Here is a 12,588-nt window from a genome sequence, read left to right on the forward strand (position 1 = left end):
GGGCAGCACGTCATCGCGCTGCCCTTTTCATTAGTTATTGAGCGATAAGGAAAAGTGATCGAGCCTTATCACTCAGCATTATGCATCGAAAACCTTATTTTCTATCACTTTGAAAGTGGTTAACGAATGACAAGATAAATAGTACGTTCACCACGTTGAATATTAAGAGCCAGTACACCTTTGTGTTTCTCTACGATTGTACGAAGCTCGGCAAGGTTTTTCACTCGTTGACGGTTCACACCGATAATAATGTCACCTTGTTGTAATTGATATTGAGCTGCTGGAGAGTTATCTGCAACGTTCGATACTTTAACACCTTGAATTACATCACTTGGTGTTGTATTGCTTAACTCCGCACCTTTGAGTCCCTCATGTAATGTCTCCGCTTTAGCTTTCATATTCGTAGATTCGCCAAGCGTTACATCAAAGGTTTTATTCTTACCATCTCGAACCACACCTAATGTGATTTCTTTACCTGCGCCCAGTGTTGCCACTTTTGCGCGGAGCTCTGAGAAAGTATTAATCGCTTTGCCGTTCACCGATACAATTACGTCACCGGCTTTTAACCCTGCTTTATCGGCTGCGCTGTCCGGTACGACTTGACCAATAAAGGCCCCTTTACTCGACTCGTAACCCAATGCATCAGCTAGCTCAGAGGTTACTTCGCCACCTTGCACACCCAACATGCCGCGTTTGACTTCACCAAACTCTAGAATTTGATCAGTGAGGTTTTTCATCATGTTTGATGGAATCGCAAAGCCAATACCCACATTACCGCCGTTAGGGCCTAAAATCGCAGTATTAATACCGATCAGCTCACCATTAAGGTTGACCAATGCACCACCAGAGTTACCGCTGTTAATTGCGGCATCGGTTTGGATGAAGTTTTCGAAGTTTTCAACGTTTAAGCCACTGCGGCCAAGGGCTGAAACAATACCCGAAGTTACGGTTTGACCGAGCCCAAATGGGTTACCAATCGCAACCGTAAAGTCACCGACACGCAGTTTGTCGGAATCCGCGACTTTAATCTGCGTTAAGTTTTTCGCTTTCTCTAATTTAAGTAACGCAACATCGGCCATTTCATCACCGCCAACGAGCGTAGCGTCATACTCGCGCCCGTCAAAGAGGCGAACTCGAATCTCATCTGCGCCCTTGATCACATGGTAGTTAGTGACAATATGGCCTTTCTTCGCATCAATAATGACACCAGACCCTAAACCTCTGAACGGGCGCTCTCGCCTTTGTTCCATAGGAAAATCTGGGCCAAAGAAAAATTGAAATTGCTCGGGAATGCGGCTGGTTTGTACTTGTTTACCTTCTACAGCAATACTCACAACAGCTGGGGTCACCTTCTCAAGCATTGGTGCCAAGCTAGGTAACTGTTGGCCATCCACATTCAAAGGTAATGCGGCAGTGGCTTGAACTGGGGCAATAATCGAACCCAAACTCAGAGATAGAACGGTGAGCGCAAGCAGTGGTTTTTTCATCCAATAACTCCTCTTGAAACATGTCTGCCAAAAAGAAATATCCGAACGGTTAGTTCACTTTGTTAATAACTAATATAGGGTCTAGTTCGGACAATCAAAAGGGGAGGCAGTGCACACCCAAGTTAGAGCGAAGGTGAGGGGAAAAAGTTCAAAAAAGGGCCGATACAAATGTATCGGCCCTAGATAGAAGTAAGAGAGGATTATGATGCTTTTGCGGTTACCGCTTCGGGAGCATTAATGATTTCTTTCTCTTGATCCTTCAAAAGACCGGTGGCGCCATTAGCGTAGTCTTTTGGTTGTTCGTTAAACTCTGGTTGATCTTCTGCAATGGTTTCAGACGACATTGCCGTTTTCTTATCAAACGGGTTGTCTTGTTCTGGTAAGTTTGGCAAAAGCTCAGAAGAGGTCTTGGCCATATGTTGGTATAGCTTGGTGTAATCTTTACCTAGGGTGTCCAACATTTCTGCGGTTTGTGCAAAGTGATCGACGAGCTCTTGACGTTGTTGCTCTAATTCAAACTTGGCCGCTTCAAGTTCTTTCTGCACAGACTTTTGTTTCTTGTATTCAGGGGTGGTTAGTCTACTAATGACTACGCCTACGATTGTACCGACCAGCAAACCCACAATGGCATAAATCCAAGGCATAACTGCTCCTTATAGTTGTTTTAACAAGTCTTTTACTACTTAGTTACACGCGGTGCTCGTCCATGTTACTATGGCTTGAACAGCCGATAAAGAAAAATAGCAGTATGTCTTCGGGGACTGATAACTACTTCTCTCTATTCTCAAAGTTGACCCCGAGGTAACCCTTTTCTCTATACCTCTATACGACTTAATACGATGACACCACTACAACAATATCAAAAAGACATAGCAGAACACGGGTTTCAGCGTGATGAAGCTCAGTATCAAGCGGTCGTTGCATTAGACAAGCTTTACCATGCTATCGTTGAATTTCAGTCTGCGCCTGTTCCTCAGCTTTCCAAATGGCAAAAGCTAATGGGGAAAAAAATCGACAAGCCTGAACCACCAAAAGGTCTTTACTTTTGGGGTGGGGTAGGTCGCGGTAAAACCTACCTTATGGATGCATTTTTTGATGCTTTACCGACCCAAAGAAAAATGCGCGTCCACTTCCATCGATTTATGTATCGAGTACATGATGAGTTGAAGCTGTTAGGTGATGTCGAAAATCCGCTATCAAAAGTGGCGGATAAATTTAAAGAAGAAGCCGATGTGGTTTGCTTTGATGAATTTTTTGTTTCCGACATTACTGATGCGATGATCCTTGCAACGCTACTTCAAGAAATGTTCAAGCGGCAGATGATCCTAGTCGCGACTTCAAACATTGAGCCGCAGAACTTATATCGTAACGGTTTGCAAAGAGCGCGCTTTTTGCCCGCGATCGATATGATTTTGGCACGTTGTGAAGTGTTGAATGTCGATAGTGGCGTTGATTATCGCTTAAGAACGTTAGAACAGGCTGAAATATACCATTACCCGCTTGATGAGCAGGCTAGCATAAACCTTAACAAATATTATCAGCAGCTGACTGGAGAGCGTCAGTTTGTTGCTCATCAAATCGAAGTTAACCACCGTCAACTAGCGGTGATTGAAGCAAGCGACGGGGTGCTGCATGCGTCGTTTGCTCAGTTGTGTCAAACTGCTCGCAGTCAAAATGACTACATTGAATTGTCTCGTATTTACCACACTGTATTACTGGCAGATGTTCAACAAATGAACCGAAAAATAGATGATGCGGCGAGACGCTTTATCGCGCTAGTCGATGAGTTTTACGAGCGCAATGTTAAGTTGATTATTTCTGCTGAAGTGCCAATGTCCGACTTATATACTGATGGGCAGTTAGAGTTCGAATTTAAGCGCTGTTTGTCTCGGCTTACTGAGATGCAAAGTCATGAGTATCTCGCGCGTGAACATTTGGCCTAGATCCAAAGGATTCTTAAAAAAGTGAAGAAAAAATTAGTGATTTGGCGCAAAAAAAGGTGATTTTTTCTTCGCTCTTCTCTATAATCCTGCGACCCACCGTTACTGCAGACCTGATTATCGAAGTTATTTCGAAATTGAAGGTCGAGAGTACCAACGACTCGAAGGGGTGATGACTGGGCTCTTAGACAGTGTGGGAGCACTATTGGGTGTTCCTTTAAAGTTTAAAATTTAATTAACGGGTTATTGTTAGCATGAAAACTTTCGTTGCTAAACCAGAAACTGTAAAACGCGACTGGTACGTTGTAGACGCTGAAGGTAAAACTCTTGGCCGTCTAGCAAGTGAAATTGCATCTCGCCTACGTGGCAAACATAAAGCTGAATACACTCCTCACGTTGACACTGGTGATTACATCATCGTTATCAACGCTGAGAAAGTTGCTGTAACTGGTAACAAAGCTAAGAACAAAGTGTACTACCGTCACTCTGAATTCCCAGGTGGTCTAAAATCTATCACTTTTGAAAAGTTGATCGATCGTAAACCTGAGATGGCTCTTGAGCTTGCAGTTAAAGGCATGCTTCCACGTGGTCCTCTAGGCCGTGCTATGTACCGTAAGCTAAAAGTTTACGCGGGCGCTGAGCACAACCATGTTGCTCAACAACCACAAGTACTAGACATCTAATTGGGGATTTCGAAAATGGCAGAGAATCAATACTACGGCACTGGCCGTCGCAAAAGCTCAGCTGCACGTGTTTTCATTAAACCAGGCAGCGGTAACATTGTAGTAAACAAGCGTAACCTTGACGAATACTTCGGTCGTCCAACAGCACGTATGGTTGTACAACAACCTCTAGAGCTAGTTGAACTAACTGAAAAGCTAGACCTTTACGTAACAGTTAAAGGCGGCGGTATTTCTGGTCAAGCTGGTGCTATCCGTCACGGTATCACTCGCGCGCTTATGGAATACGATGAGTCTCTACGTCCTGCTCTACGCGCAGCTGGCTACGTTACTCGTGACGCTCGTTGCGTTGAACGTAAGAAAGTTGGTCTACGTAAAGCACGTCGTCGTCCACAGTTCTCTAAGCGTTAATTTCCTCTTATCGGGAATTATGCTTTTCAGAGTTACTCTGGAAACTGTGTACCAAAAGCTCGGCTCTATGCCGGGCTTTTTTGTATTTAAAGACATCATACTTGTCTTCAAGCAACGAACAGTCTTCATTTATCATCACATTCCGAGTAGGCCTTCTTATTCGTCCTCTTCGTCGAAAGGTTGCCAGTGCCGTTTTATATGTGTGCCTTATTTAATCGCGACTCACCACGCTTTCTCTTGCGATGCAGCATAGATGTATTCATCAGCAAGAATGTCTTTGTATCTTATTCTCCCTGTAACATGTTTTAAAATGACTTACGCTCCTTTTTGAGTATTCTGCGTGCTACAAAATTGAAAATATAAACACAGCAAGCTGAACGCGTAATACGAAATATTTCTCTGTGTAATTAACTGAAAACTACCAAGATAAAAGGTTTTATCCGCTTTCAGCGGGGCTTCTATGTGGTGCTTTCTTGTTACAAATCACATCAATTTTTTATAATTCTGCCGCTTTTGTGACGACGCGAGCGATTTGCCTCACAAATGTTACAAAAAGGTAGCTTTATCTTGTCAAAAAGTAGGGTTTTCTTTATCATTTCCCTCCAATAAATAGAACTAAATTCATTATTTGTTAGCCATGCTCTTATAAGCGGAATAATAACGATCCAAAGGGAGCAAATGGGAGAATGTTTGGATGAGCAACGCGCCTTTAAATAACGGTCGCAGGCGTTTTCTAACCGCTACAACGGCAGTTGTTGGTGGGTTAGGGGCAGTCGCCGTCGCCGTGCCTTTTATCAAATCATGGAATCCGAGTGCTAAAGCCAAAGCGGCGGGCGCACCGGTGGAAGTGGATATAAGTAAAATTGAACCAGGTCAGCTGGTTCGTGTTGAGTGGCAGGGAAAACCTGTATGGATTGTTCGCCGCACTCAAAGCGTTCTGGATAACTTAAAATCGATCGGTGATAAGCTTCGCGATCCACAATCTGAAATGGAGCAGCAGCCTGAGTACGCTCAGAATGAGTTTCGTTCGATTAAGGAAGAGTTTTTCGTCGCAGTTGGTTTCTGTACCCACTTAGGTTGTTCACCAACCTATCTACCTGACTCTTTCTCAGAGCAGGTGCAGGGAGTAAGATCTGGCTTCTTCTGTCCTTGTCATGGTTCTAAGTTCGACATGGCTGGTCGAGTGTTCCAAGGAGTACCTGCTCCGTTGAACCTTGTCGTTCCTAAGCACATGTATTTGAGCGATACCAAGCTCATTGTGGGTGTTGATGAGGGAGATGCATAATGCAAGCAATGTTAGATTGGGTTGAAAAGCGTATTCCTGCAATGAATGCTTATAAAAAGCATTTGTCTGAATACCCAATGCCTAAGAACTTCAACTTTTGGTACCTTTTCGGTTCTCTGGCGATGCTGGTTCTTGTTAACCAAATCCTAACGGGTATTTGGCTAACGATGAACTATGTTCCTTCAGGTGACGGTGCATTTGCGTCTATCGAATACATTATGCGTGATGTAGAGTACGGTTGGCTTCTGCGTTACATGCATTCCACTGGCGCGTCAGCGTTTTTCGTTGTTGTGTATCTTCACATGTTCCGTGGTTTGATCTACGGTTCATACCAAAAACCTCGTGAACTATTGTGGATCTTCGGTATGTTGATCTTCCTTGTTCTCATGGCTGAAGCGTTCATGGGTTACCTACTTCCATGGGGTCAGATGTCATACTGGGGTGCGCAGGTAATCATTTCCCTGTTTGGTGCTATTCCTGTTATCGGTGATGACCTAACGCTTTGGATTCGTGGTGACTACATCATCTCTGGTGCAACGCTAAACCGTTTCTTCGCACTACACGTTATTGCACTGCCTATCGTTTTGCTTCTTCTTGTTGTTCTGCACGTATTGGCGCTGCACGAAGTAGGCTCAAACAACCCGGATGGTATCGAAACTAAGCTGCCAAAAGGCTCAATGGGCGACGATTACAAAACGCAATTCAAGTTCCATGATTACTACACGAAGAAATATGACATCATTGATTCTATTCCTTTCCATCCGTACGGCACGGTTAAGGACTTGGTCGGTGTCGCTGGTTTCTTGTTCTTCTTCTGTTACGTGCTGTTCTTTAACCCAGAAATGGGTGGGTACTTCCTTGAGCCGCCTAACTTTGAAGCTGCAAACCCACTGAAGACACCAGAGCATATTGCTCCGGTATGGTACTTCACGCCGTTCTACGCAATCTTACGTGCGGTTCCAGACAAACTATTAGGTGTTATCCTAATGGGCGCGTCAATTGCAGTGCTGTTTGTTCTACCTTGGTTGGATCGTTGTAAAGTTCGTTCATACCGTTACCGTAGCAAACTTCATCTGTTGAATATTGTACAGTTCACTATCGCCTTTATCGCTCTAGGTATTTTAGGTGCGTTACCTGCTACACCAACGTACACACTACTATCTCAGATCTTTAGCTTGTGTTACTTCATGTTCTTTGTGTTGCTGTTCTTCTACAGCAAAAATGAAGCAACCAAACCATTACCAGAGAGGGTGACATTCAAATGAAGAAGTGGATTGTAATTCTATTTGCTATGTTGCCATCACTAGCGATGGCAGCTGGGGCCAATGTTCCGCTGGATAAAGCGAATGTTGACCTTACGGATAAAGCTTCGCTACAAAACGGCGCGAAGTTGTTCATGAACTACTGTTTTGCTTGTCACTCTACGCAATACCAGCGTTACGAGCGTGTAGCAACAGACTTGGAAATTCCAACAGACTTAATGAAAGAAAACCTGATTTTCAATCCTGAAGCGAAAATCGGTGATCTAATGGTCAATGCTATGCCACCGAAGCAAGCGGCAAACTGGTTTGGTGCTCCACCACCAGATCTTACGTTGGTTGCACGAGTTCGTGGTGCTGATTGGTTATACACTTACTTACGCTCTTTCTATGTTGATCCATCTCGTCCATTCGGCGTGAACAACATCGTATTCCCGAGTGTTGGTATGCCGCATGTACTTGAAGAGCTACAGGGCATCCCGACGCCGATTTACGATACGAAAATCGTAGATGGCGAAGAAGTACAAGTTGTTGTTGGTACTGAAACCGATGGCACGGGTGAGCTGAGTGAAGGCGAATATGACAAAGCGGTTGGCGATCTCGTTAACTTCTTAGTTTATTCAGGTGACCCAGTGCAGCTTGAGCGTCATGCTCTAGGCTGGTGGGTAATGGGCTTCTTAGTGCTTCTAACCATCGTTGTTGTGATGCTCAAGAAAGAGTATTGGCGCGATGTGCATTAATTGTGCTAAAATGCCGTGCTAATTCCCAATTTTAATTGATGTACAATGGAGGCTTAGCCTCCATTGTTTTTATTTGTAAGTGTACTGGAGGGCTCCATGGCTGTAGCTGCCAATAAACGTTCTGTGATGACTCTTTTCTCAAGTGCATCAGATTTGTATAGCCATCAGGTTCGCATTGTACTAGCTGAAAAAGGCGTAAGTGTTGAAGTTGAGCTTGTTGACGAAGCAAACCTTCCTGCTGAGCTTGTTGAGCTAAACCCATATAAATCAGTGCCAACTCTTGTTGACCGTGAGCTAGCTCTTTACGATTCAAAAATCATCATGGAGTACTTGGACGAGCGTTTCCCTCATCCACCTCTAATGCCGGTTTACCCTGTTGCTCGTGGCAACAGCCGCTTGATGATGTACCGTATCGAACGCAACTGGTATTCACTCGCTGAAAAAGTGATGAAAGGTAATACGGAAGAATCAGAAAAAGCACGCACAAAGCTGCGTAATGATCTTCTGACGTTAGCGCCAATTTTTGCTGAATATGAGTACTTCATGAGCGAAGAATTCAGCTTGATCGATTGTTACCTAGCTCCACTATTGTGGCGTTTGCCTCAACTTGGTATCGATCTTGTTGGCCCTGGTTCAAAAGAAATCAAGGTATACATGAACCGCGTATTTGAACGTGATTCGTTCCTTGCTTCTTTGACTGAAGCTGAACGTGAAATGCGCCTAGTTCGTTAAGCGATTTAAAACACGTTATGGATATTGCAAAAATGACTGCTCGCCGCCCGTATATGCTTCGCGCATTTTACGACTGGTTAGTAGACAATGACTTGACTCCTCACTTGGTTGTGGATGCAACAATGCCAGGGGTGCGTGTCCCGGTTGAATTTATTCAAGATGGTCAAATTATTTTGAATATTGCGCCACGTGCAGTGGGTAATCTTGAGTTAGGTAATGATGCGATTACCTTCCATGCTCGCTTTAGCGGTCGTCCGCACTCAGTGATTGTGCCTGTGTATGCTGTTCAAGCTATTTATGCACGTGAGAATGGTGCTGGTACTATGTTTGAACCAGAAGAAGCGTACACTCACATCGAAGAAGAAGCGATGACCGAGGAAGAATCATCCCCATCGTTCACAACGGTTAGCGATGAGCCTTCTGAGTTAGTTTCTGATTCAGATGCCGAAGAGGACGATGCTCCTCGACCAAAAGGCAAACCAAGCTTAAGAGTGATTAAATAATAAAAAAGCAGCGTAACGCTGCTTTTTTCTTTTTAACTTTTGTTGAAGGTGATTTCAAGCCAAGCTTTGGAAATTACTCACTAATCGTAAAGACTTCGACGTTCTCTTCATTTTCTGTGCTTGCCTCACTTTCTATTGTTTGTACACCGTCACTCGGTAAGTCCACTTCAACAGGCTCCATTTCGCCGTATTGGAACCCTTTAATGACTTGTTTTACGCCTGAGATATTACGTGCGATTTCTGTCGCTCGATCGCCTTGCTCTGGCGTGACATAACCAAACAGAAAAACGTCGCCATCTTCGGTGATCACTTTAACCTTAACACCATTAAGCTCAGAATCAGTAAGCAAAGCTGACTTTACTTTGGTTGTGATCCAGCTGTCATTGCTAATCTGGGTAACAGTGAGTGGCTCTTTTTGTTTGATTTGATTGTGTATGACTTTTACACCACTAACTTCTCGAGCCCTTCGCTCTAAAGCAAGGATAAGGTCTTGTGTCGGAGCTTGTCCCATAAGGACTACAGTCCCATTATATGAACTGGCAACGACACGAACTTCACCTTTAAACGGTGCTTTATTGCCGATCGCCGCAACTTCGAATTCAATGTTATTGTCCTGCCAGATTTGTTTTGTCGTGCGTGTGTCCGTGACAATATTCGCTGTGGTTGCTGCACCTGCGATAAACAAACCTGCGCAACCACTTAAACTCAATGCTGTTAATAAGATAACAAGGCTACGTATCATAATTCTGACTCTCAGTCTTGGTTACTCTTCGTGAGCAGGGAAAAGCACCTGGTCAATAAGATCACAAAGACAATGGAGTGTTACCATATGTACTTCGTGAATACGTGCAGTGCGGTGTGATGGAATACGAATTTCGACGTCGTTCTCACCGAGCAGTCCTGCCATCTCTCCGCCATCTTTTCCTGTTAGCGCGATAATCGTCATGTCTCGAGTTACGGCTGCTTCCATCGCTTTGATAATATTTTTACTGTTACCGCTAGTCGACATGGCAAGCAAAATGTCGCCTGGTTGACCAAACGCTCGTACCTGTTTTGAGAAGATTTCCTGGTAGTGGTAATCGTTGGCCACTGCGGTTAGGGTGGTATTATCGGCGGTTAAGGCCATTGCTGGTAGGCTAGGGCGCTCAGTTTCAAAACGGTTTAAAAGACAAGAAACAAATTGTTGAGCGTTTGAAGCACTGCCGCCATTACCACAACATAAAATTTTATTGCCATTAAGCAGGCTCGACACCATCGCTTGAGCTGCATGAGTAATGGCATCAGGCAGCGCCTCTGCTGCTGCGATTTGAATTTGAATACTTTCTGTAAAGCTGTCTTTAATGCTGTCTAGCATCGCTTATCCTTCAGAGATTGCGTTTTCTATCCAGTTGATATCTCGCCCATTATCATGAATGGCGATGACATCAAATCGATAATCGATATTGTGTTTTAAGCGCTTTTGTTGGCTAAGCCAAACTTGTGCGGTTTTGACTAGCTTGCGCATTTTAGCGTGCGTCACCATTTCTGCTGCCGAGCCAAAGTGATTGTTCTTACGGTATTTGACTTCAACAAACACAATAGTTTCACCTTGTTGGAAGATTAAATCAATCTCACCGACCTTAGTCAGAAAATTTTGTTCAATAAAGTTTAAGCCCTGGCGTTGTAAATACTGCTTCGCCAGAGCTTCATATTGATTTCCGATTTGGCGCTTACTAAAGAGCCCCACGCTCAGCCCAGCTTAGCTCACGCTGTACAACACAATTATTGTCGATACTTAAAATACCGGTTTGGCCGCCAACTGAGTAGCCCGGAACGACCTTCATTTGTGGCAGCTCCCCAATCAATTTATACGCATCCATACCCAGTGCTTTCAAACGTTTTTCCATGTTAGATTGCTCTGACCACAGCTCGTTCATTTCAGCGGTCACGCTAGGGTCTGGGTCAATCAGTAATGGGATATCGCTGTAGATGATGCCTGTTAGATCTTCGTAAGTCGCGCCGCCACTGTTGCTACGCGAGCTAGAGAAAATTTGAGGAGCTTTGGCGTCTGGGTTAATCGCTACCTCAATAAATGGCTTGATCAAAGTCAGTTCCGTGCTTCTAGCAACAATATAAACCGCATCGACATCACGACGGCTACGTGGCTGTGTTTCAAGCTTGATACGCATTAGTGATTGCATCTGAGCAATACGTTGTTTGCTTTCTTGCAGACCAAATACTTCATTGATGTCTTTTTGAAGTTGGCGCTTGTCGCCAAAATAACTTGCTGCGACTTTATTAGAGCTGTACTTGCGCCATTCTTTGTTGAACGCTTCAGTTACGCGCTCACCAAAGCTGCCCTTTGGTGCCAGGATCAGAGGGAAGTTATAGCCTTCGCTGAACAAGTGTTTCGCTGCTTGTGCGGCTTCTTGTTCTGGTGATAATGCCAAGTAGCAAATATTGCTATCTGGTTGCACATCTTCGGGAATATTTAGCGCAAGGGCTGGAATCGTAGGACCATTTTCTGAGCCATCCATGGTTGTGTGCAATAGCTCAACGTTTTCTTTTTCTAGGGGACCAACAACAAAGTCGATGTTTTCATTGATCAAACGTTGTTTAATTTGGTCGGCGTTATACGCATTAGTGTCTATTACCGTGAGGGTAGCGCTTGGATCACGGTTACGATCATTCATCATCGCAAACACAAAACCATCACGAATTAATTGCGCTTGTGGCGAGAATTTACCAGTAAGCGGCAGTAACAAAGCGGTGTTGTTTGGTTTAACGATGTCTAGAGAGAGAATGTTTTGAATCTCTTCTGGTGTGTAGATAGCGGCTGGGTGCGATGGGTTCTCGTTTAACCAGCGTTCTAGGGTATTTTTTAGTTGAGATAAGTTGCCCGACAACGTTTTCGCATAAATAGCGAGTTGTAGCCAACCATCCAAAACATCTTCATTTGGCTCTGTTTCTAATGAGGTCAGTTCGTACTCGGAATAGCTGCCAAAGTTCATCCAAATACGGCTAGAAATCTCTCTCTGCTCCGCGGACGATGCATATTGGCCAAATGCAACCAGTTGGCGGTTTGCCTCAAACGCTTGGTTAAGACCTTGATAAGCGTCGGCACGCATCAAGTAATAGTCTTTCCATTGCTCATTTGGCAACTTCCACCAAGGTTTAAAATTCAACAATTGCAGCAACTGAGAGTAATTACCCTGTTTTTGCTGTATGGTCGCACGCGCTAGTTGCCACTCTGCTTGCTGAACTTCGGTTAACTGTTGACGAGCCAGGCGCTTGATCAACATTTCTGCTTGATCAAACTGGTTTGCTTGAATCGCGGCTTTGGTTGCCATGATCAACCAGTCATTTTGTAAGCTGCCTTCCGTGCTATCAGCTTGGATCATATAGTTCTGAACAGACTGAGTAGGCTCAAGTGTTACATCAACGCCATCAGGCTGTCTTGGACCTGAAGAACAGGCGGCGAGCGTAATTGCTAGTGCAACAGGAGTAAGTATGCGTGGTACACTGAGTCTCTTATGGTTAATCATTGCCGTGAGTTCTCTATAATTTTGTAC

At 44.3% G+C, this 12,588-nt stretch carries 14 protein-coding genes; 8 read left to right on the forward strand and 6 right to left on the reverse strand.

Annotated features, from left to right (window positions below; all coding sequences use genetic code 11):
- Nucleotides 1-119: 119 nt before the first annotated feature.
- Together R7127_RS01525 and zapG are read right to left on the reverse strand one after the other, a co-directional pair.
- Nucleotides 120-1,487, reverse strand: coding sequence for a Do family serine endopeptidase (locus R7127_RS01525; RefSeq protein ID WP_033906086.1), 1,368 nt, complete (start codon nucleotides 1,485-1,487; stop codon nucleotides 120-122).
- A 200-nt stretch (nucleotides 1,488-1,687) separates the two neighbouring features.
- A complete protein-coding gene (zapG, locus tag R7127_RS01530; protein ID WP_005379861.1) occupies nucleotides 1,688-2,131 on the reverse strand; it encodes a Z-ring associated protein ZapG in 444 nt (147 codons plus the stop codon).
- A 195-nt stretch (nucleotides 2,132-2,326) separates the two neighbouring features.
- Here zapG and zapE point away from each other — a divergent pair, with 195 nt between their 5' ends.
- From zapE to sspB, 8 genes are all read left to right on the forward strand, one after another.
- Complete coding sequence (zapE, locus tag R7127_RS01535) at nucleotides 2,327-3,430, forward strand: cell division protein ZapE (RefSeq protein WP_054578498.1); 1,104 nt, start codon at nucleotides 2,327-2,329, stop codon at nucleotides 3,428-3,430.
- A gap of 251 nt (nucleotides 3,431-3,681) precedes the next feature.
- Nucleotides 3,682-4,110 carry a 50S ribosomal protein L13 gene (gene rplM, locus R7127_RS01540; RefSeq protein ID WP_005372872.1) on the forward strand — a complete coding sequence of 143 codons (429 nt, stop codon included), beginning with the start codon at nucleotides 3,682-3,684 and terminating at the stop codon, nucleotides 4,108-4,110.
- A 15-nt stretch (nucleotides 4,111-4,125) separates the two neighbouring features.
- Nucleotides 4,126-4,518, forward strand: a complete 393-nt coding sequence (gene rpsI / locus R7127_RS01545) for a 30S ribosomal protein S9 (RefSeq protein WP_005372876.1) — start codon at nucleotides 4,126-4,128, stop codon at nucleotides 4,516-4,518.
- Nucleotides 4,519-5,212: 694 nt separating this feature from the next.
- The gene (petA, locus tag R7127_RS01550; protein ID WP_005372877.1) at nucleotides 5,213-5,803 is read left to right on the forward strand and encodes a ubiquinol-cytochrome c reductase iron-sulfur subunit; all 591 of its coding nucleotides are present in this window, start codon (nucleotides 5,213-5,215) and stop codon (nucleotides 5,801-5,803) included.
- Nucleotides 5,803-7,068: a cytochrome b gene (locus tag R7127_RS01555; protein ID WP_005372880.1), complete on the forward strand. Its 1,266-nt coding sequence runs from the start codon at nucleotides 5,803-5,805 to the stop codon at nucleotides 7,066-7,068. The genes petA and R7127_RS01555 overlap by 1 nt, the downstream gene beginning before the upstream one ends.
- Nucleotides 7,065-7,802, forward strand: a complete 738-nt coding sequence (locus R7127_RS01560; RefSeq protein WP_005372881.1) for a cytochrome c1 — start codon at nucleotides 7,065-7,067, stop codon at nucleotides 7,800-7,802. Before R7127_RS01555 ends, R7127_RS01560 begins: the two co-directional genes overlap by 4 nt.
- Nucleotides 7,803-7,898: 96 nt before the next feature.
- Nucleotides 7,899-8,534, forward strand: coding sequence for a stringent starvation protein SspA (gene sspA / locus R7127_RS01565; protein WP_213899721.1), 636 nt, complete (start codon nucleotides 7,899-7,901; stop codon nucleotides 8,532-8,534).
- A 17-nt stretch (nucleotides 8,535-8,551) separates the two neighbouring features.
- Nucleotides 8,552-9,037, forward strand: a complete 486-nt coding sequence (sspB, locus tag R7127_RS01570) for a ClpXP protease specificity-enhancing factor (RefSeq protein ID WP_005387408.1) — start codon at nucleotides 8,552-8,554, stop codon at nucleotides 9,035-9,037.
- 73 nt (nucleotides 9,038-9,110) lie between these two features.
- Here the strand turns inward: sspB and R7127_RS01575 are convergent, their stop codons facing one another.
- Genes R7127_RS01575 through R7127_RS01590 form a run of 4 tightly spaced genes read right to left on the reverse strand, consistent with a single transcriptional unit; the run spans nucleotide 9,111 to nucleotide 12,561 of the window.
- Nucleotides 9,111-9,779: a BON domain-containing protein gene (locus tag R7127_RS01575; protein ID WP_025768401.1), complete on the reverse strand. Its 669-nt coding sequence runs from the start codon at nucleotides 9,777-9,779 to the stop codon at nucleotides 9,111-9,113.
- Nucleotides 9,780-9,800: 21 nt separating this feature from the next.
- Entirely contained in the window at nucleotides 9,801-10,391 is a 591-nt protein-coding gene (locus R7127_RS01580) for a phosphoheptose isomerase (protein WP_005372901.1), read from the reverse strand.
- Between the two features lie 3 nt (nucleotides 10,392-10,394).
- Nucleotides 10,395-10,763, reverse strand: a complete 369-nt coding sequence (locus R7127_RS01585; RefSeq protein WP_005372903.1) for a YraN family protein — start codon at nucleotides 10,761-10,763, stop codon at nucleotides 10,395-10,397.
- The gene (locus tag R7127_RS01590; RefSeq protein WP_005372905.1) at nucleotides 10,750-12,561 is read right to left on the reverse strand and encodes a penicillin-binding protein activator; all 1,812 of its coding nucleotides are present in this window, start codon (nucleotides 12,559-12,561) and stop codon (nucleotides 10,750-10,752) included. Before R7127_RS01590 ends, R7127_RS01585 begins: the two co-directional genes overlap by 14 nt.
- Nucleotides 12,562-12,588: the final 27 nt, after the last annotated feature.

The sequence above is a fragment of the Vibrio sp. 1159 genome (assembly GCF_033340395.1).
Lineage (GTDB): Bacteria > Pseudomonadota > Gammaproteobacteria > Enterobacterales > Vibrionaceae > Vibrio > Vibrio alginolyticus.